The following is a 19,197-nucleotide window of genomic DNA, read 5'->3' on the forward strand; positions in this document are numbered from 1 at the left end:
GGGAAGAGTCTGGATTGCTTCGCTTCGCTCGCAATGACGACGTGGCGGCATCGTCCGCTGCATTCCCTCCCCCCTAGGGCGGGGGTAGCCGCGGGGGCGGTGACGGAGACTCGCGGAAGCCCCCGGTCACGCTAAGAGCGTAGTGCTTCCGCTCACTTCGGCCGGCGGCAGTTGTACGCCTTGCGGAAGCCTGCGGCTAACGCGTCGTCCTCGGAGCAGAACCAGCGGTCCGGCTTCGTCGTCGCCGGATAGCTCGGGCAGCCCCGCAGATGGTAGATGCCGATATTGCCGGTGACGCGCGCGCGCACGGCGAGCTTGCCCTTGATGCTGCAACTCGGCGGCATGGTCAGCTCGTCCGGAAACAGCACGCTGCGGATCTCCTTGTCGCGGTCGGAGCGGCAGGCGGCGCCGAGCAGCGTGCCGTCCTTCTTGCCGATGCGGAATTCCTGCGGTGCAACAAAGCAGCCCTTCCATATGCCTGCTGAATTCGTCTTGGCCTCGGCGGCGGCCGGCTTGACGTTCGCCTTGACCGGCTCGCGCGCGACGGCAAAGCCGAGGCGGACGAGCTGCTCGTTCAGGCTGGTCTTGTCGTCCTCGGCCGTGCAGATGGCGCGGTGACGCTTGCCAAAGCTCTTCTCCGGCCCGACATCGTCGCAGCGCACGTTGCGGCCGTTGATCAGCTTTGCAAGCTGATCGCGCGCCTCCAGCCCGCAGGTCCAGGGATCGGCGTGGTCGTCGATGCAGACCTGGTCCAGTTCCGGCGCGTCGACGCCGTCCAGCCGGTAGGTCACGTCGCCGAGCTGGATGGAGTTGCCGTCCCGTACCGTTGCGCTGGCCGTTACGGCGAAGCTGGGCCCGGTATCGGCGACGCAGCCGAGGATAGCGAGAAACAGGGCAAGCGCGGCGGCGCGGGCGGCGGCAAAGGAATTTTGGAAGGACATACGTTCTCGCTATCGATTTTCTCTTTCGCGAGGGTTCTCTAGCATCTCGACATTGCAACACCAATGGTCTGCGCCCAGCGAAGCCCGACATTCGTCCCCTGCGGCTTTACTCGCCGGCCGCTCTGACCCTATCGTTTGACGCTGCACGCAAGCTGAATCGCCCGGAAAGCGGCGAGGGCGGGAGGATGACTTTGGCATGAACGACCCCGTGGACGTCCTGATCATCGGCGCCGGCGCTTCCGGAGCCGCGGTTGCCTGGTCACTCGCCGAGACCAAGATGCACATCCTTTGCCTCGAGCAGGGCGATTGGATGAAGCCGGCGGACTATCCGAGCACGGGGAGGGACTGGGAAGCCAGGTTCTACGGCGAATGGTCGACCAGTCCGAACATCCGCGGCCGGCCCGAGGACTATCCGATCAACGACGACAACTCGCCGATCAAGGTCGTCAATTTCAACGCGGTCGGCGGCTCGACGGTGATGTACACAGCGCACTGGCCGCGGCTGCATCCGTCCGATTTCAGGGTGAAGACGCTGGACGGCGTCGCCGACGACTGGCCGATCGACTACGACACGCTGGTGCCGTTCTTCGAGGAGAACGACCGGATCATGGGGACATCGGGCCTATCAGGTGACCCGCTCTCGCCGCTGACCCATCCGCCGATGCCGCCGCAGCCGCTCGGGCTCTCCGGTCCGCTCGTCGCCAAGGCCATGAACAAGCTCGGCTGGCACTGGTGGCCGTCGGACACCACGGTTGCGACGGCGGACTATGAGGGCAGGGCGCGCTGTATCAATCTCGGCCATTGCACGCCGGCCTGCGCGCAAGGCGCAAAGGCCTCCACCGATATCACCTATTGGCCACATGCGATCCGCGCCGGCGTCGAGCTGCGGACCCATTGCCGGGTGCGCGAGATCACGACCGACGAGAACGGCATGGCGTCGGGCGTCGTCTATTACGACAAGGACGGCGTCGAGCAGTTCCAGCCCGCGCATGTCGTGATCATCGCGTGCAACGGCGTCGGCACGCCGCGCTTGCTGCTCAACTCCGCCTCGGGGCGCTTTCCGAACGGCCTTGCCAATTCGTCCGGGCTCGTCGGCAAGAACCTCATGTTCCACCCTTACGCGCAGATCTACGGCTATGTCGCTGAGCCGACTGACTCAAACCGCGCGCCGCCGACCTGTCTCTGGAGCAAGGAATTCTACGACACCGACCTGACGCGTGGTTTCGTCCGCGGCTACGGCATCCAGTTCGTGCGTGGCGCCGGCCCGGTGTTCGAGGCCGTCGTCAGCGAGCAGAAGGGCATCTTGCCGTGGGGAGCGGATCATCACCGCATCTTCCGCAAGCTCAACGGCCACCGGCTCGGTGTCTCCGCGATCTGCGAGGATCTGCCGGAGGAGCACAACCGCGTCACGCTCGATCCGGTCCTGAAGGACAGCCACGGCATTCCCGCGCCGCGGATCGACTACACCATCAGCGAGAACAGCCGCAAGATGATGGAGCATGCGCTGGCTCGCGGTCGGGAGATTCTCGAGACTGCCGGCGCCACCGACATCTGCGTCAACAGTCCGATCCCCTGGGGCGGCTGGCACCTCCTCGGCACCGCGCGGATGGGCACCGACCCCGAAAGCTCCGTCGTCAACGAATGGGGCCGCTCGCATGACGTCAAGAACCTGTTCATTGTCGACGGCAGCGTCTTCGTCACCTCGGGCGGGGTGAACCCGACTTCGACCATCCAGGCCATCGCGCTCTACGTCGCCGACCAGATGAAGCAGCGTCTCGCCAATCTCTTCGATTAGAGGAATGACGTTGTTGAACAATGCGGACCACGAATTCTCTGTACCTCTCCCGCTTGCGGGAGAGGTCGGCGCGAAGCGCCGGGTGAGGGTTCTCTCCTCTGGGGGAGTCCCGTTGTGGAGACACCCTCTCCCCAACCCTCCCCCGCAAGCGGGGGAGGGAGTGCACTTTCATCGCCGTGCGAGCGCCAAAAGAGGACACAATGCCTGATCAGACCGCCCTCACGCCACGGCAGTGCCGGGACCTGCGCACCATTGCGGCCATGATCATCCCCGCGAGCGAGGAGTACCGTGTGCCCGGCGCCGACGACCCGGCGATCCAGGCCGACATCCTCGCGACGCTCGGCCGCGACGCCAAGCTCGTTGCCACGGCGCTCGATCATCTTGCCCGGCTTGCCGGCATGCCGCTTGCCGATCTCGATCCGGCCGCGCGGGACGGCGTCATCATGACGTTCCGCGCCGAAGGCGGTGCGCCGGCCGCAACCCTCGTCCGCGTCGTGCTGCAATGCTACTATCGCGACGACCGCGTGCTGCGCTCGCTCGGGCTCGAGCCGCGCGCGCCTTTCCCCAAGGGGCACGTGCTGGAAGACGGCGATTGGTCGCTGCTCGATCCGGTCAAGGCCCGAGCTCACGCGATGCGTCAGGTCAGTTAAGCAGTTCGTGAAGAGCAATCGGCTTGCATTATAAGTCCGAGGTAACCATCTGACGCGCGAAGGAAAATTCGTCATGTTAGATTTTACCTCAGATCTCAGCGATGCCAGCCAGTCATCGCACCCCGTTCAATTCACTCCCGTCGACGACCAGCAGCTGTTAGACGCCTATTCCAACGCCGTGATCGGCGTCACGGAACGCGTCGGACCAGCTGTGGTGCGCGTCGAGACCGGGCCGAAGGTGCCGAACGGCCGCGAGCGCGGCGGGCTCGGTTCCGGCATCGTGATCTCGCCGGATGGTCTGGTGCTCACCAACAGCCACGTCGTCGGTTCGTCCAAGGAGATCCGCCTGCGGGACATCGAAGGGAATGTCGGCGACGCCCGGGTGCTCGGCGTCGATCCCGACACGGATCTGGCGCTGCTCCGCGCCAACGGCGTCCGCGACCTCCGCTATGCATCGCTCGGCAATTCGAAGGGTCTAAGGCGCGGCCAGCTCGTGATCGCGATCGGCAATCCCCTGGGCTTCGAGTCCACCGTGACCGCGGGCGTGGTCTCGGCGCTGGGACGCTCGATCCGCTCGGTGAGTGGCCGTACCATCGAGGACGTGATCCAGACCGACGCCGCACTCAACCCCGGCAATTCGGGCGGGCCGCTGGTCTCGTCGAATTCCGAGGTGATCGGCATCAACACTGCGATCATCAGCGGTGCGCAAGGAATCTGCTTCGCAGTTGCGAGCAACACTGCGCAGTTCGTGCTGTCGGAGATCATCCGCCACGGCTATGTCCGCCGCGCCTATATCGGCGTCGCCGGCCAGACCGCCCCGATCCCGCGGCGCCATGCGGTGCTCGCCGGCGTCGAGAACAAGATGGGTGCGCTGCTCGCCCAGATCGAGCCGGACGGGCCGGCGGCGAAGGCGGGACTGCTCCCCGGCGACGTCGTGATCAGGCTCGACGGCGTCGAGATCAACGGTGTCGACGATCTGATCCGCGTGCTCGACCGCGACCGGATCGGCCGGCGGCTCGCCATGGACGTGCTGCGGCTCGGGCGCCTGCGGGCGATCGACATCGATCCCGTCGAGCGCAAGCCCGCGCGCTAGCGCTCGCCCCTCCGGGAGCGGTATGACAGTGGTGGAGACGGGTTCGCGCTGTCACCGCTACTCCGCCGCGGCGGCGAAGCGGCTGTTTTCGAGTTCTGCCTCCAGCCGCACCTTCTCGGCTTCCGCCTGCTTCATGTTCGCTTCTTTCACATGACCGAAACCGCGGATGGTCTCCGGCACGCGCGCGAGCTGTGCCAGCAGGGGAATCTGTTCCGCCTTTAACCCCGCGAACCGCTGGTCAATCATCGCAAAATAGTCCGCGACGAGCTTCCGCTCCATCCTGCGCTCCACCGTGCGACCGAATGGGTCGAACGCACTGCCGCGCAAGAACTTCAGCTTTGCCAGCATGCGGAAGGCGTGGATCATCCAGCCGCCATATTCCTGCTTCTGGAAATGTCCGGTTACCTTGTCGCGCCGCGCGAAGATCGGCGGTGCGAGATGGAATTTGAGCGTGACGTTGCCGTCGAATTTTTCGGCGACCTTCCTGGCAAAGCTGCCATCGGTGTAGAGGCGCGCGACCTCGTACTCGTCCTTGTAGGCCATCAGCTTGAACAGGTTCTTCGCCACCGCTTCCGTCAGCTCGGCGGAAGAGGGCGCGGCAATCGTCTCCGCATTGCGCACTTTGGCGACGGCGGCGAGATAGCGGTCCGCGTAAGCCTTGTCCTGATAGTTGGTCAAAAACTCCGCGCGCGTTGCAATGATGTCGTCGAGCGATCTGGCTGGCGCGCTCGCCCGGCTCCTGAACTGGAGCACGCTGCGCACCCGCGCGATGTCGTGCGCGGCCAGCCGCCCCCAGGTGAAGGCGAGCTTGTTCATCTCGACTGCGGCGCCGTTGATCTCGATGGCGCGGAGCAGCGCCTCCAGCGACAGTGGAATGGCGCCCTTCTGGAAGGCGAAGCCGAGCATGAAGGGGTTGGTCGCGATGGAATCGCCCATCAGGCTGGCGGCAATGCCGGTGGCATCGACGATGTCGAGGTTCTTGTCGCCGACCGCATCGCGCAGCACGGTCTGCATCGCGCCCATCTCGAAATCGAGATCCGGGTTTTGCACGAAGCTCGCGGTCGGCTGGAGGTCGGCGTTGATGAACGCCTTGGTCACGCCGCGCGCGGCGCGGCTGAGCGCAGTGGGACCTGCGGAGACGATCATGTCGCAGCCGAGGATGACGTCGGCGCCGCCGGTCGTGATGCGCACTGCGGAGATGTCCTCCGGCTTCGGTGCGATGCGGACATGGCTCATCACCGCGCCGTTCTTCTGCGACAGCCCGGTGAAGTCGAGCGCGGAGCAGCCCTTGCCGTCGACATGGGCGGCCATGCCGAGCAGCGCGCCGATGGTGATGACGCCGGTGCCGCCGATGCCGGTGACGAGGATGTTGTAGGGCCCGTCGAGCTTGCGGGCAGGGGGCAGCGGCAGATCGGCGAACAACTGCCCGGAATCCACCGCCGAGGTCTTGATCCGCTTCAACGTGCCGCCGTGCACAGTGACGAAACTCGGGCAAAAGCCCTCGACGCAGGAATAGTCCTTGTTGCAGTTCGATTGGTCGATCTGCCGCTTGCGGCCGAACTCGGTCTCCAGCGGCTGCACGGAGACGCAGTTGGAGGCCTGCGAGCAGTCGCCGCAGCCTTCGCAGACGAGCTCGTTGATGAAGGCGCGCTTTTGCGGATCGGGATAGAGCCCGCGCTTGCGGCGGCGGCGTTTCTCAGCCGCGCAGGTCTGGTCGTAGATGATGACGGTGAGGCCCTTGATGTCGCGCAGCTCGCGCTGCACCTGGTCGAGCTCGCGGCGGTGATGGACGCTCGCGCCTTGCGGGAAGTAGTTTCCGGCCGGGTATTTCGTCGGATCGTCCGAGACGATCGCGAGGCGCTTGACGCCCTCGGCCCAGACCTGGTGCGCGATCTGCGCGACGTTGAAGCTGCCTTCTGCCGGCTGGCCGCCGGTCATCGCCACCGCATCGTTGTAGAGGATCTTGTAGGTGATGTTGGTCCCGGCAGCGGAGGCGGCACGAAGCGCGAGAAGCCCGGAATGCGTGTAGGTGCCGTCGCCGAGGTTCTGAAAGATGTGCTTTTCGCTGGTGAACGGCGATTGCCCGATCCAGTTCACGCCCTCGGCGCCCATATGCGAGATCAGGTCGGTGCGCCGGCTCGGCATGCTCAAGGCCATGCCGTGGCAGCCGATGCCGGCCATGGCGCGGCTGCCCTCGGGCACGCGCGTCGAAGAGTTGTGCGGGCAGCCCGAGCAGAAGAACGGCGTGCGCGAAAGCTTGATCGGCGCGTTCGCGGTAACGGGATTGTCGAAGGCTTCGAGCCGGGCCAGCCGCTGCTCGAGCAGGGGGCTTTGATGGCCGAGCCGGCGCAGCCGGGCGACCAGCGCGGACGCCACCATGGTCGGCGTCAGCTCGCCTTCGCTGGGAAGCAGCGGCGCGCCGTTCTCGTCGCGCTTGCCGGCGATGGCCGGACGCCCTGACGCATCGACGTTGTAGAGGATGCGCATGAGCTGGTCCTCAATGAAGCCGCGCTTCTCCTCGACGACGAGCACGTCCTGAAGACCTTCGGCGAAACGGCGCGCGCCGCTTTCTTCCAGCGGCCAGGTCATCGCGACCTTGTAGATGCGAAGGCCAAGGTCCTGCGCGTCCTTGTCGGTGATGCCGAGATCGGCGAGCGCCTGCCGCAGGTCGAGATAGGCCTTGCCGGTGGCGAGGATGCCGAGCCGCGCGGGCTTTGAATCCAGCACGATACGGTCGAGCTGGTTGGCGCGGGCAAACGCCTTCACGGCCTCCATCTTGGGGCCGAACAGGCGCTTCTCCGCCTCCAGCGGCGGATCGGGCCAGCGGATGTTGAGCCCGCCGGGCGGCATCTCGAAATCGTCGGGCAGCTTGATCCGGATGCGCGCGGGATCGCTGTCAATCGACGCCGAGCTTTCCACGGTCTCGCCGATCGCCTTGAAGCCGACCCAGCAGCCGGAGAAACGCGACAGCGCGAAGCCGTAAAGACCGAGGTCGAGATAGTCCTGCAAGGTCGCGGGATTGATCACCGGGATCAGCGCCGCCGCAAACACCTGCTCGCTCTGATGCGCCAGCGTCGAGGACTGGCAGCCGTGATCGTCGCCCGCGAGCGCCAGCACGCCGCCATGGCGCGAGGTGCCGGCCGAGTTCGCATGCTTGAGCGCATCGACCGAGCGATCGACGCCGGGACCCTTGCCGTACCAGATGCCGAACACGCCATCGACCTTGGCGCCCGGGAACAGGCCGACCTGCTGGCTGCCCCATACTGCCGTGGCCGCAAGGTCCTCGTTCAGGCCGGGCACGAAGGCAATGTCGTGCTGTTGCAGGAAGGACTTTGCGCGCCACAGCGCATGGTCGTACATGCCGAGCGGCGAGCCGCGATAGCCCGAGATGAAACCGCCGGTATTGAGGCCTGCCAGTCGGTCGCGTTCGCGCTGCAACATGGGAAGACGGACCAGGGCCTGCGTGCCGGACAGGTAGATCCGCTTCGATTCGAGCCGGTACTTGTCCTCCAGCTCGACCTGCAACAGCGCCATCTCGTTGTCCTTTTCTTGTTCCGGCTGGAGGAATTGCGCCGCGGGAGGGGATTGGCGGCTTTGCGAAGCAGATCGGTGCAGTCAAGAGCATGCACCGGCGAAGTCAATATCGCTGGCCGCATCCGTGTCGCCCCTGCTAGTCATGGCTGCAAGGGAGGCCACCATGACGGCACAAGCGTTCGACACCGACATCACTGAAACCGACAGCGCTCTGATCGGGCCGTGGCGCCAGCCGCGCCAGATGCTCCAGGCGCAGGTCTACGATGCGCACGCATCGATCCACGACGATGCCACCGCGCAAAAGCTCGGCTTCAAGGGCGGCACCATCGAAGGCCCGACCCATTTCAGCCAGTTCGCGCCGCTCGGCGCGCGGCTGTGGGGACGGGCCTGGTTCGAAACGGGATGTCTCTCCGCGCACTATCGCAACGCCTGCTTCGAAGGCGAGGAGGTGCAGGCGATTATGTTGGCCTCCTTAACTGAGCAGCAGCCGGAGTGTCAGATCCAGATGTTCAAGCGTGACCGCACCGAAGTGCTGCGCGGCACGGCATCCATCGTCGGCAGCCCATCGGCCCTCGACATACGTCTCCGTGAGCTGAAGTCGCTCGCTGATCCTGTCATCCTTCGCGATATGAAGGTCGGTATGAAGAGCAAGCGTCAAACCGTCCGCATGGGTCTCGACCAGAACATGGGCGACCTCTATCCGTTCTCGCTGCGGCAGAAGCTTGCCGTCATCACCGAGAACTCGCCGTTCTATTCGAGCTCAGCGAACCCTTGGGACAGGGCGATCATCCCGATGGAGATGCTCAGCGTGCTCTTCCAGTACCGCGCGAAAGAGGATCCGTTACCGTCCAAGGGACCGGCCGTCGGCCTGTTCGCCGATCAGGAGATCCGGCTCCTGAGGGGGCCGCTCTTCGTCGACGAGGAATATGAAGTCGAGCGCGAGGTGATCGCGCTCTCCGGCAGCCGCCGCACCGAAAGCGCCTGGGTGAAGACTCGTGTGTTCGATAAGGACGGCGAACTGGTCGCGACCATGCTGCTCAACATGGCGACGATCAAGGATTCGTATGCGGCGTACGAGGAGGAGTATCGGCGGTTGTATGGAAGCGCGCGGTAGGCGCCAATCCTCCACTCGTCGCGCCCCGGAATGACGGGCGGGAGAGTGCGCGACCGCCGCTCATCCTTTGAGCAAATGCCCGTCGCGAAGCCGTCGCACAGGGAATGAGCAGGCTTAAGCGCCCGGCGTAACGTCCTGAGAGCGCAGCGGATTCCTCTGCGTCCCCGGCGCCATCGCTATTGTACACAATGGCACGGCGCTTGCAGAACTCTCCTGACAGGAGTTCTCGCGAGGGGCGTGCATGTTGAACTCAGCGAAGCCGACACTTGGCGTCATCGAAGCCGAGCCCGAGCCGATCAAGCTCGACTGGTCGACCACTGCGCTTCTCATCATCGACATGCAGCGCGACTTCATGGAGCCCGGCGGCTTCGGCGAGACGCTCGGCAACGATGTCTCCCAGCTCGCGCGCGCGGTGAAGCCGATCGGCGCCGTGTTGGCCGCGGCACGCGACACCGGCATGCTGGTCATCCATACCCGCGAAGGCCATCTGCCCGATCTCTCCGACGCGCCGCCTGCGAAGGTCGAGCGCGGCGCACCTTCTTTACGCATTGGCGATCCCGGCCCGATGGGCCGCATCCTGATCCGCGGCGAGGCCGGCCACGACATCATCTCCGAGCTCTATCCGCTCGACAGCGAGGTGGTGATCGACAAGCCCGGCAAGGGCGCGTTCTACGCCACCGAGCTCACCGATGTGCTGGAGAAATACGGCATCGAAAATCTCCTGGTGTGCGGCGTCACGACGGAAGTCTGCGTCAACACCACCGTGCGCGAGGCCAATGACCGCGGCTATCGCTGCGTCGTCATCTCGGACGGCTGCGCATCCTACTTCCCCGAGTTTCACGAGATGGGCCTGAAGATGATCAAGGCCCAGGGCGGAATCTTCGGCTGGGTCGCAAGCTCGGCCGCAGTACTGGAGGCGTTGAAGACCACGACCATTTAGGGGATCACCATGAGCACATTGACGGGGACGGCCGGCAAATCTGAGATCGATAAGTCCGAGTTCAAGCCGGCACTTTGGACATCGGGCGACTGGAACGCGTTTTTCGGCTTCGGCACCAACATCCTCGTCAACATGCTGGTGCTCACGGGCCTCTTGCGCTTCGTGCTGAAGATGCCGGACAGCCTCGTGTTCGGCCGCATCCTGCCCGCGCTCGGGCTCATGATGTGCCTCTCGACCTTCTATTATGCCTTCCTCGCCTATCGGCTGGCGCTGAAGACCGGCCGCAGCGACGTCTGCGCGCTGCCTTCGGGCGTCAGCGTGCCGCATATGTTCATCGTCACCTTCGTGATCATGCTGCCGATCACGATCAAGACGGGTGATCCCCTCAAGGGCTGGTCGGCCGGCCTCGTCTGGGTGTTCTTCCAGAGCTTCATCCTGATGATCGGCGGCTTCATCGCGCCGTTCATCCGCAGGATCACGCCGCGCGCGGCGCTGCTCGGCACGCTCGCGGGCGTCTCCGTCACCTTCATCTCGATGCGGCCGGCGCTCGAAATGTACATGACGCCGCAGATTGGTCTCGTCTGCTTCGCGATCATCCTGGTGAGCTGGTTTGGCGGCGTGAAATATCCGCGCGGCATTCCGGCGGGCCTCGTCGCGATCGCGGTCGGCATGATCATCGCCTGGGGCTCGAACCTGTTCGGCCTGGGTCTCGGCGGATTGAGCGTGAAGGGCGTCGGCGATGCCTTCGCCAATTTCGGCTTCTCGGTGCCGATTCCCGCAGTCGGCTACGTGTTCTCCGGCTTCGAATTCCTCGGCGTCATCCTCGTCACCGCGATCCCCTTCGGCATCTATGACCTCGTCGAGGCCATGGACAATGTCGAGAGCGCGGAGGCCGCCGGCGACGAATATCCGACCACGCGCGTGCTCACGGCCGACGGCGTCGTCAGCCTGATCGGCTGCCTGATGGGCAATCCCTTCATCAACGCGGTCTATATCGGCCATCCTGGCTGGAAGGCGATGGGCGGCCGCATCGGCTATTCCGCCGCGACCGGCGTGATGGTGGTGGTGCTCTCCTGGTTCGGCATCATCTCGGTGCTGCTGGCGCTGGTGCCTGTGGTCGCGATCTCGCCGATCCTGCTCTATATCGGCATGCTGATCGGTGCGCAGGCGTTCCAGACCACGCCGGTCAAGCACGCACCGGCGATCGTGCTGGCGCTGACGCCGCATCTGGCGGCCTGGGCCAAGCTCCAGATCGACACCATGCTTGGCTCGACCATGATGGCGGCGCAGAGCGTGGGCGGGCTCGCCGCCGACAAGGCCGACGCTGTCAAGGCTGCCGCGATCGCCGCGCTGCCGCAGCAGGGCGTGTTCTATCACGGCCTCGAGGTGATGGGCGGCGGCTCGATCCTCGCCGGCCTGATCCTGGGCGCGATCGGTGTATTCATCATCGAGCGCGATTTCGAGAAGGCCTCGGCCTTCGCGCTGGTCGGTGCAGTCCTGACCTATTTCGGCTTCATGCATGGCGAAGCCGTCGGCATCGGCGGCGGCTTCGGCGTCACGCCGGCGGTGGCGCTGTCCTATGCCGTGATGGCGGCCGGCCTATTCGCGCTCAGCCGGCGCAGCAGCGAGCACTACGCGCCGCATCCGGAGATGTCGGCGGCGCCGGCGGAGTAGGCTGCAGCCGGCAATGATCGCGGCCGGGTGACGTCATGTCGCCCGGCCGCTTTTTTCTGCCGAAGTTTTTGTCAGGCCACGCCCAGATCGGACAGGATATCGGCCCCGGCGCGAACCTCGTGACTCGACCCCTGGAAATCGTCGCCGACGGGCTCGCAGGCACCGCCCAGATGTCGTGCAAAGAACGCTTCGGCAATTGCGATGTAGGAGAGCTGATTGGGTGGTCTCTGGAATCCGTGTCCCTCGTCGGGGTAGACGATGTAGGTCACCGGAATGTTTTTTGCCTGCATGGCAGCGACGATGGTGTCGCTCTCCGCGATCTTGCACCGAACATCGTTGGCGCCATGAAAGATCAGCATGGGCTTCTTGATATTGTCGACCTTGTTGATCGGTGAGCGTTCGGCGAGCAGCTTGCGGCCTTCCTCGGTGCGCGGATCGCCGTAGCTGCGGTACATGAACTCCGCGAAACCGGCCCAATAGGGCGGCATCGATTCCAGCAGCGTTTGCAGGTTGGAGATGCCGACCACCGGCACCGTGCAACAGAACACCTCGGGCGTGAAGGTCGCGCCGATGAACGAAGCCAGTCCGCCGTAGGACACGCCGAAGATCGCGACCTTGTCCTTTTGCGCGATCCCTTCCGCGACCGCCCAATCGACCATGTCGATGAGATCGTCATGCATCTTTCGCGCATGCTCTTTCTCGCTGGCGGCAACGAACGCCTTGCCGAAGCCCGTCGATCCCCGATAGTTGACCGAAAGGACGGCATAGCCACGATCGGCCAGCCACTGGTGATCCCTGCGATAGCCATAGATGTCGCGCCCCCACGGACCGCCGTGGACGATGAGGACCATCGGCAATGGCCGGGGCGGACGGTCACCTTCGATATCCGCCGGCAGGGTCAGGTACGAGACCAGGGTGAGACCGTCGCGGGACTTGCCTTGCACAGCCTGCATCGGCGCCAGGCGGTAGGGCTTCAGCTCGGGACGTGCCGTGAACAGCTCCGTGAGAGTCTGCCTGTCTCGATCAAGCAGATGATAGGTGACAGGTTGCTCTGCCGCATGGCTCGCCACGATCCAGCGACGACCGTCGTCGCTCTGACTCTCCACGAAAAACGCATGAGCCGGACGCTGCGCTCTTATCAAGTCAAGCTCGGCGGCAATCGCAGGCGTCAAGGCCGTCCATTCCGGCCGGCCCGGATCGATGCAGACCGCCTCCGGCTCGAATGTCCGGGCATTGAATATCGCGCCCGTCACGTCGGCGCGGTCGCTGCTGAACAGGACACGCTCTTCGCCGGTCGACCAGTCGATCCGCAGGAGCGCCGCCTTGTCGTGCTCCAGGCTCGAGCTCATGTGGAGGTGGTTGCATCCGGCGTCGAACGTCCAGGGCCGTGTGCTCGTATAGGCTTCGAACGGGACGTCGCGCCAATGCGCGACCTTCCCGTCGTCAATGCGCCACAGCCGCGTACCTCCGTCGGGCGCATTGCTGTGGGCGAAACGCGGCTTCAACCGCCAGTCGAGCCCGACGAAATGGAATTCCTGGCGGTTTTCCCAAACCAGAGTGCGCTCGCCGGTTGCGAGGTCGAGCATGAAGGTATCGTGCCATCGCACGTCGCGGTCGTTGAGGCTGATCGCGATCTTGTCGGGGACAACGTGCGACCAGTAGGTCGGCATCGCGCGGACATTGGCGAAGGGCGTGAGATCACGCAGCTCCAGCGTGTGGGGATCGACCACGAACAGGTGCAGATTTTCATCCCCGTTCTCGTCGTTGAGAAACATGATGTAGCGGCCGTCCGGGCTCCAGCTCTGCCAGTTGATCGGTCTGCCCCTGGTGCGTGTCACGGGCTGCCCTGCCGCGATGCTGTCGATCGGCGACACCCAGACGTTGAGAACGCCGTCGACCGGGGCGAGCCAGGACAGAAATTGACCATCCGGCGACAACTTGGCTCCGACGTAGGTCGGATTACCAAACAGCTTCTGGCGCGGGATCAGGGGACGAGCTGACATTCGACGTCTCTATCGTGTTCGAAGGCCGCACGGGCCTTCTTGTCACATCGAGTAGCGCTACAAATTGTAGCATATGTGTGCGTGAGCCGGCGGTCAACTCCACGTAGAACGGGGCGGCGAACGAAATCGCCCGCCACCCGGCAGTCATTCCGGTGATGTGGTGCGCGCGGTGCCGCGCCGGCGGCGTGGCTACCCGCCCTTGACGGCGCCCGCCGTCAGCCCGGCGACGATCTGGCGCTGGGCGAGCACCGTCAGCAGCAGCACCGGGAAGGTGACGATCAGCGCGGCGGCCGCGAGTGGCCCCCAGCTCAACTGGTCGAACGAGATCATGTTGTAGACGGCGACGGGCAGGGTGCGCGTCTCGCGTCCGGCCAGCACGATGCCGAAGACGAAATTGTTCCAGGAGAAGATCACGGCCAGGATGAAGGCGACCGCGATGCCGGGCCGGGCGATCGGAAGCGCGACATGGCGGAACACCTGCCAGCGCGTGGCGCCATCGATGAGCGCGGCCTCTTCCAATTCCATCGGCGTGGTCTCGAAATAGCCGATCATGATCCAGATCACGATCGGCACGGTCACCACGAGGTGGATGATGACCTGCGGCACCAGCGTGCCGAGCAGTCCAAGCCACTGGAATAAGAGAAACAGCGGGATCAGGTAGGACAGGCCGGGTGTGATGCGGGCGATCAGGATCACGATCGCGGATTTGTGCGCGGCCATCCGCGCGATCCCGTAGCCGGCGGGAACGCCGACGATCAGCGCCAGCGCGGTCGCGCTGCCGGTCACGATCAGGCTGTTGAAGAAATAGGTCAGGAAGCGGTTGGAGGCGAGCACGTCGGCATAGTTCTTCCACGCGATACGCTCGGGGAAGAACACCGGCGGGTAGGCGGCGTTGTCGACCTCGAACTTGAGCGACAGCGAAGCCATCCAGAGGAAGAACAGGATCGCCGGCGACACGATGACGAGCACCGAAAGCCACAGGCCGATTTGGCCGAGGATCTGACGTGGGGTCATGCGCCGCTCGCGATCTCGGTCCACAGCATGCGCTGGCGCATGTAAAGCATCACGGCAGCGAGTGCGACGATGAGGAGGAAGAACACCACCGCGATCGCCGAACCGTAGCCGAGGTCGTAATAGGTGAAGGCGACGCTGTAGAGATAGATGTTGATGGTCTCCGATGCCGAGCCGGGTCCGCCCTGCGTGATCGCGAAGATGATGTCGAAACTTTTCACCGCGTCGATCATCCGGATCATGCCGGCGATGAACAGGAACGGCATGATCAGCGGTAGCGTGATGAAGCGGAAGACCTGCCAGAGATTGGCGCCGTCGATCTGCGCGCTTTCGTAAGGTTCGGTCGGGATCGCGGCGAGGCCGCCGAGCACGATCAGCATGACCAGTGGCGTCCACTGCCAGGTCTCGACCAGCACCAGCGAGGGAATGACGGTCGCGGGATGAAACACCCAGAGCTGCGGCGGAATCCCGACCAGCGACAACAGGTAGTTCAGCACGCCGAGCTGCGGGTGGAACATCATGGTCCACACCAGCGCGATTGCCACGGGCGTTGCCATCATAGGCATGATGAAGACGCCGCGCAGGAAACCGCGGCCGGGGAATTTCTGGTGAAACACCACCGCCGCCAGCGTGCCGAGGATCAGCGGCAGCAGCACAGACAGCAAGGTGTAGACCATCGTGTGGCCGACCGCCTCGAGGAAGCGCGGATCGCTCGTCAGCCGCAGATAGTTGGAAGGCCCGACGAAGGTGGTCGGCGAGCCGACCTTCCACTCGTTCAGGCTCATCCAGATCGTGAACACCCACGGGAAGATGATGATCGCGAGCACGACGACCAGCGCCGGCACCACGAACGGCCAGTAGGACGGTGGTCGCAACTCCTTCTCCGGCACGGCACCTGATTGTGCCGTAGCCGGAGTTGCTTGTGTCAACGCACTCACGCCTTTTCGCTACGCTCCAGGATCGGCCGATACTGTTCGTGGGCCTTCTTCAGCTCGGTTGCGGGATCGGCGCCGGCCAGGGTCGCGGTGATTGCAGCGCCGACGAGATCGCGGAATTCGGCGACCGGGATCACCACGGGCAGGCCGAGCTTGCTGATCTTGGCGGAATCGATCACCGATTGCAGCCACTCCGGTGGCATCTTGACGCCCTTCTGCACCTCGGCATCGTTCAGGATCGAGTTGCGGAACGGCACGCCGCCGCCGGCCTGCAACAGCCGCGCGCCCTGCGTCTTGGAGACCGCCCACTGGCAGAGCAGATAGGCCGCTTCCTTGTTCTTGCTCGCGGCGGCAATGCCGAGGCCGTCGCCATAGGTGGCCGAATATTGTCCCTTCGGCCCGGCAGGCACGACAGTGTAGCCGACCTTGCCGACCACGCGCGAGGCAGCCGGATCCTCCAGCGGCGGCGCCCAGCCGACGCCGTCGATCCACATTGCCGACCGCCCTTGCGAGAACGAGGCCATCGACTCCATCCAGTTGAAGCCGGCGACGCCGGGCGGGGCGACCTTCGTCAGCAGCGTCTGGTAGAGCTTCGTCGCCGCGACGGCTTCGGGACCGTCGGTCAGGATGTTGCCCTTGGCGTCGAGGAATTCACCGCCACAGTCGAGGAAGAAGTTGGTCCACAACGTCATGTTGGCGTTGCGCAGGCCGCGCCCGACGAAGCCGTAGGTGCCGTCCTTGGCATCGGTAAGCTTTTCGGCAGCCGCGACCATCTCGTCCAGCGTCTTGGGCACCGCAATGCCCTTCTTCTGGAACAGCTCCTTGTTGTAGTAGAGGATGAAGTAGTCGACCGACCAGGGCAGCGACAGCATCTGGCCCTTGTCGTTCTTGGCGTATTGCAGGCCTGCGGCCGAAAAATCGCTCTCGACGAGATCCGGCGCAGTCAGCGTCGGATCCTTCATGAAGGGCGTGATGTCGGCAAGCCAGCCGGCCTTTTCGAACTGCCGCTTCTGCACGTGATAGCTGAGATGCACGACGTCGAAGCTCGGCCGGCCCGAGGTGAGCTCGATCACGACCTTTTGGCGCTGCTGCTGCTCGGGGATCTGCTCGGATTCGACCTGGATGCCGGTGAGGTCGGTGAACTCCTTGATGTTCTTTTGCAGGTTGTCGCCGCGCGGACCCTTGGCGAGGATCACCTCCAGCTTGGTCCCGGCATATTTCTTCCAATTCACCTCTGCGTGCGCCGGAAATCCGGTCAGGCTGAGCGCGCCAGCCGCGGCGGTCCCCTGCAAAAGCGTGCGGCGCGAGATACGATGGTCAGCCACGTTTATCCTCCCTGTGACTCGTTTCTTGGGAGGGGATACTAGCGTCCGCGCCGCGCCTGCCTAGTCCTAATATTCCGCCGCGGATTATGGCCGCACGGCCGGGCTCTCCATGGGCATGCCGCGCGCCCGCGCCATCAGATAGAGCTCGAGCGCAACCAACTCGGGCGCGCCATAGTCGTAGGCCTGGGCGCGGACCCCGCTCATGCAGCTTCGCAAGCGGCGCTCCAGCGATCCTAGCGTCTGCCATTCCAGGCGATAGAGCGGATAGCCGGTCGGCTGCCCCTGCGTGACCGATGCGCCCGCGAGATGCTTGTCGTAGTTGTCGTCGTGGCAATTGGCGCATGCGAGGTTGAGCTGCCCCTGCCGCAGCATGAAGAGCGCGCGGCCCTGCTCGACGAACGGTTTGAGCTGTGGATCGTCAGCGGCCGTGATCGCAGCCCCGCGCGACTGGTGGGCGACGAAGGCGGAGAGCGCGAGCAGGTCTCGGCTTTCGTAAGGCAGCGGCGTTGCCTGCTGATGGTTGGCGCGGCAGAGATTGATGCGCTGGTCGAGCGTGACGGGGCGGCCCAGCGTCTTGTCGAAGGCGGGATAGCGCGCGGCGACGCCCTTCATGGTCTCGCGCGCATCGCCATGGCAATCGGCGCACGCCTTGCCGGCGCTGCCGCCTTTCGCCGTCCACAATGTTTCGCCGTCCAGCACGAACAGCATGCCCGGATTGGACGTGTCGTCGTCCTGCATGGCGCGCGTGTCGGGTCCCATGAAGGAATAGCCCGAGCGGCGCTCTCCCGGCGGAATTTCGCCGGCGAGCAGGACAGGTGCCGCAGCGAGCATCACGGTGACGGCTATTGCGCGCAAAAAACTCATTCGACCGTGATCGACGCCGACGCGGTCGACACGAAGCCGTTGTCGCCGATCCATTCGAACTCGAACTTGCCGCTCTCCCTCGCAACCGTGAAGAACGACAGATACGGGTTTGCAGCTATCGCCGGAAAAAGGTCGGCGCGAAAAATCTCGGTACCATTGTAGCGGCAGGTAAAGCTCGTGATGATGTCGCGCGGCACGAGGTCGCCGGCCGCCGTGCGGCGAAAGCCGGTCTCCATGATGTGCGAGGTCAGGGTCCGGATCTCGACGACATCGCCGCGCTTCGCGCGTGCCGGAACGTTGATCAGGGCGGAGGCCATCAGTTCACCTCCTCGGTGCAGGCGGCGAGCGTCACGACGACGTCGGCTGCGACTTGCCAGAAGGAATCGTCGGATAGCCGCGCGATCGCGACAACCTTCTGGCTGTCCGCGAGCCGGATGCGGGTTGCGACCTGCGCGCGCCCGGCCCATGGGCCGAGATGGAAATTGCCGATGTTCGGCTGCGGATTCTTCTCGTTGAAGACGTGGATGCTCTTGACGTAGTCGGTGGCCGTCATCGGGCTCGCGACACTGACCGTCATCGGCACGGTGTTGCCGTTCTCGACCAGCGGCGGGATGTCGAGCCTGACCTTGCCGGAGCGCAGTTGTGCCTCGCCGACGACGTTGCGGATCGCCGTGCTGAGCATCGCGGGCGTCGCCTCGAGCGGGTGGATCGTGACGATGGGGATCGTCCCGGCGGTGACCGTGAAGCCCAAAAATTGTCGACGTGTGCTTGGCATTTCCTGTCCTAGTCCCGAAGCGTTGCAAGAAAGGCCACGATATCCTCGATCTGGCCGGGGTTGAGGATCGGCTTGCCGGCGAGGTTGCGACTGGGGCGAACAAGCCCGTCAGTGCGATAGTAGGACGGCATGATGGTCTCTGGGTTGAACCGCGATGCGTCCACCAATCGCAGCCGCAACTGACTTGTCGACCATCTGTTCCCGGCGCCCGCCAGGTCAGGCGCGAGATCGCCCTGGAACCGCGTTTCCGGAAACGGCCCGGAATGGCAGAGGATGCAAGTCGTGCCGCGATCGAGCACCAACGCCCGCCCGTGTGCCGCATCGCCGGGTGCGCCGGTGAGCGGCTCCGGAATGCCGTCGCCGACGATGCTGTAGGACACCAGCTCTTCGGCTTTCGCACCTGTTGCTAGTGCAAGGCTTATCGTAACCACCGCAGCGACAATCGATTGGATGTGACGCGAGAGATCGAGCCGCGGGCTCCTTTGACCTCTCCCGCTTGCGGGAGAGGTCGGCGCGTAGCGCCGGGTGAGGGCTCTTTCCTCT

At 64.6% G+C, this 19,197-nt stretch carries 16 protein-coding genes; 6 read left to right on the top strand and 10 right to left on the bottom strand.

Annotated elements, in window-relative coordinates; genetic code table 11:
- Positions 1-152: 152 nt before the first annotated feature.
- The gene (locus tag QQL28_RS28345) at positions 153-941 is read right to left on the bottom strand and encodes a thermonuclease family protein (RefSeq protein ID WP_284270794.1); all 789 of its coding nucleotides are present in this window, start codon (positions 939-941) and stop codon (positions 153-155) included.
- Positions 942-1,137: 196 nt separating this feature from the next.
- On the opposite strand from QQL28_RS28345, the gene QQL28_RS28350 reads away from it, so the two are divergent.
- The 3 genes from QQL28_RS28350 to QQL28_RS28360 all read left to right on the top strand — a co-directional run bounded on the left by QQL28_RS28350 (position 1,138) and on the right by QQL28_RS28360 (position 4,479).
- A complete protein-coding gene (locus QQL28_RS28350; protein ID WP_284270796.1) occupies positions 1,138-2,736 on the top strand; it encodes a GMC family oxidoreductase in 1,599 nt (532 codons plus the stop codon).
- A 200-nt stretch (positions 2,737-2,936) separates the two neighbouring features.
- Entirely contained in the window at positions 2,937-3,386 is a 450-nt protein-coding gene (locus QQL28_RS28355) for a hypothetical protein (RefSeq protein WP_284270798.1), read from the top strand.
- 73 nt (positions 3,387-3,459) lie between these two features.
- Positions 3,460-4,479, top strand: a complete 1,020-nt coding sequence (locus QQL28_RS28360) for a S1C family serine protease (RefSeq protein ID WP_284270800.1) — start codon at positions 3,460-3,462, stop codon at positions 4,477-4,479.
- Between the two features lie 57 nt (positions 4,480-4,536).
- Here QQL28_RS28360 and QQL28_RS28365 read toward each other — a convergent pair whose 3' ends face one another.
- Positions 4,537-8,013, bottom strand: a complete 3,477-nt coding sequence (locus QQL28_RS28365; RefSeq protein ID WP_284270801.1) for an indolepyruvate ferredoxin oxidoreductase family protein — start codon at positions 8,011-8,013, stop codon at positions 4,537-4,539.
- Positions 8,014-8,176: 163 nt separating this feature from the next.
- On the opposite strand from QQL28_RS28365, the gene QQL28_RS28370 reads away from it, so the two are divergent.
- The 3 genes from QQL28_RS28370 (at position 8,177) to QQL28_RS28380 (ending at position 11,741) form a co-directional block, all read left to right on the top strand.
- Positions 8,177-9,127, top strand: coding sequence for a hotdog fold domain-containing protein (locus QQL28_RS28370; protein WP_284270803.1), 951 nt, complete (start codon positions 8,177-8,179; stop codon positions 9,125-9,127).
- Between the two features lie 241 nt (positions 9,128-9,368).
- Entirely contained in the window at positions 9,369-10,067 is a 699-nt protein-coding gene (locus tag QQL28_RS28375) for a cysteine hydrolase family protein (protein ID WP_284270805.1), read from the top strand.
- A 9-nt stretch (positions 10,068-10,076) separates the two neighbouring features.
- Positions 10,077-11,741, top strand: coding sequence for a regulator (locus tag QQL28_RS28380; RefSeq protein ID WP_284270807.1), 1,665 nt, complete (start codon positions 10,077-10,079; stop codon positions 11,739-11,741).
- Between the two features lie 71 nt (positions 11,742-11,812).
- On the opposite strand, the gene QQL28_RS28385 is transcribed toward QQL28_RS28380, so the two are convergent.
- The 8 genes from QQL28_RS28385 to soxX all read right to left on the bottom strand — a co-directional run bounded on the left by QQL28_RS28385 (position 11,813) and on the right by soxX (position 19,034).
- Positions 11,813-13,744 carry a S9 family peptidase gene (locus QQL28_RS28385; protein WP_284270809.1) on the bottom strand — a complete coding sequence of 644 codons (1,932 nt, stop codon included), beginning with the start codon at positions 13,742-13,744 and terminating at the stop codon, positions 11,813-11,815.
- A 189-nt stretch (positions 13,745-13,933) separates the two neighbouring features.
- Positions 13,934-14,758 (bottom strand): carbohydrate ABC transporter permease, encoded by an 825-nt coding sequence (locus tag QQL28_RS28390; protein WP_284270810.1) that lies wholly within the window; start codon positions 14,756-14,758, stop codon positions 13,934-13,936.
- Positions 14,755-15,693, bottom strand: coding sequence for a carbohydrate ABC transporter permease (locus QQL28_RS28395; RefSeq protein WP_284270811.1), 939 nt, complete (start codon positions 15,691-15,693; stop codon positions 14,755-14,757). The genes QQL28_RS28390 and QQL28_RS28395 overlap by 4 nt, the downstream gene beginning before the upstream one ends.
- Positions 15,690-17,015, bottom strand: a complete 1,326-nt coding sequence (locus QQL28_RS28400) for an ABC transporter substrate-binding protein (RefSeq protein ID WP_284270812.1) — start codon at positions 17,013-17,015, stop codon at positions 15,690-15,692. Before QQL28_RS28400 ends, QQL28_RS28395 begins: the two co-directional genes overlap by 4 nt.
- 84 nt (positions 17,016-17,099) lie before the next feature.
- Positions 17,100-17,879 (bottom strand): sulfur oxidation c-type cytochrome SoxA, encoded by a 780-nt coding sequence (soxA, locus tag QQL28_RS28405; protein ID WP_284270813.1) that lies wholly within the window; start codon positions 17,877-17,879, stop codon positions 17,100-17,102.
- Positions 17,876-18,196: a thiosulfate oxidation carrier complex protein SoxZ gene (soxZ, locus tag QQL28_RS28410; protein ID WP_284270814.1), complete on the bottom strand. Its 321-nt coding sequence runs from the start codon at positions 18,194-18,196 to the stop codon at positions 17,876-17,878. The genes soxA and soxZ overlap by 4 nt, the downstream gene beginning before the upstream one ends.
- Positions 18,196-18,654, bottom strand: coding sequence for a SoxY-related AACIE arm protein (locus QQL28_RS28415; RefSeq protein WP_284270816.1), 459 nt, complete (start codon positions 18,652-18,654; stop codon positions 18,196-18,198). The genes soxZ and QQL28_RS28415 overlap by 1 nt, the downstream gene beginning before the upstream one ends.
- 8 nt (positions 18,655-18,662) lie before the next feature.
- On the bottom strand, positions 18,663-19,034 hold the full coding sequence (gene soxX / locus QQL28_RS28420) for a sulfur oxidation c-type cytochrome SoxX (protein ID WP_431309653.1): 372 nt from the start codon (positions 19,032-19,034) through the stop codon (positions 18,663-18,665).
- Positions 19,035-19,197 lie beyond the last annotated feature (163 nt).

Origin of the sequence: Bradyrhizobium iriomotense, from assembly GCF_030160715.1 — a bacterium.
Classification (GTDB): domain Bacteria; phylum Pseudomonadota; class Alphaproteobacteria; order Rhizobiales; family Xanthobacteraceae; genus Bradyrhizobium; species Bradyrhizobium iriomotense.

Coding starts and splice junctions, on each gene's coding strand:
- QQL28_RS28345 (WP_284270794.1), bottom strand. CDS start 941: ATGTCCTTCCAAAATTCCTTTGCCGCCGCCCGCGCCGCCGCGCTTGCC.
- QQL28_RS28350 (WP_284270796.1), top strand. CDS start 1,138: ATGAACGACCCCGTGGACGTCCTGATCATCGGCGCCGGCGCTTCCGGA.
- QQL28_RS28355 (WP_284270798.1), top strand. CDS start 2,937: ATGCCTGATCAGACCGCCCTCACGCCACGGCAGTGCCGGGACCTGCGC.
- QQL28_RS28360 (WP_284270800.1), top strand. CDS start 3,460: ATGTTAGATTTTACCTCAGATCTCAGCGATGCCAGCCAGTCATCGCAC.
- QQL28_RS28365 (WP_284270801.1), bottom strand. CDS start 8,013: ATGGCGCTGTTGCAGGTCGAGCTGGAGGACAAGTACCGGCTCGAATCG.
- QQL28_RS28370 (WP_284270803.1), top strand. CDS start 8,177: ATGACGGCACAAGCGTTCGACACCGACATCACTGAAACCGACAGCGCT.
- QQL28_RS28375 (WP_284270805.1), top strand. CDS start 9,369: ATGTTGAACTCAGCGAAGCCGACACTTGGCGTCATCGAAGCCGAGCCC.
- QQL28_RS28380 (WP_284270807.1), top strand. CDS start 10,077: ATGAGCACATTGACGGGGACGGCCGGCAAATCTGAGATCGATAAGTCC.
- QQL28_RS28385 (WP_284270809.1), bottom strand. CDS start 13,744: ATGTCAGCTCGTCCCCTGATCCCGCGCCAGAAGCTGTTTGGTAATCCG.
- QQL28_RS28390 (WP_284270810.1), bottom strand. CDS start 14,758: ATGACCCCACGTCAGATCCTCGGCCAAATCGGCCTGTGGCTTTCGGTG.
- soxA (WP_284270813.1), bottom strand. CDS start 17,879: ATGAGTTTTTTGCGCGCAATAGCCGTCACCGTGATGCTCGCTGCGGCA.
- soxZ (WP_284270814.1), bottom strand. CDS start 18,196: ATGGCCTCCGCCCTGATCAACGTTCCGGCACGCGCGAAGCGCGGCGAT.
- QQL28_RS28415 (WP_284270816.1), bottom strand. CDS start 18,654: ATGCCAAGCACACGTCGACAATTTTTGGGCTTCACGGTCACCGCCGGG.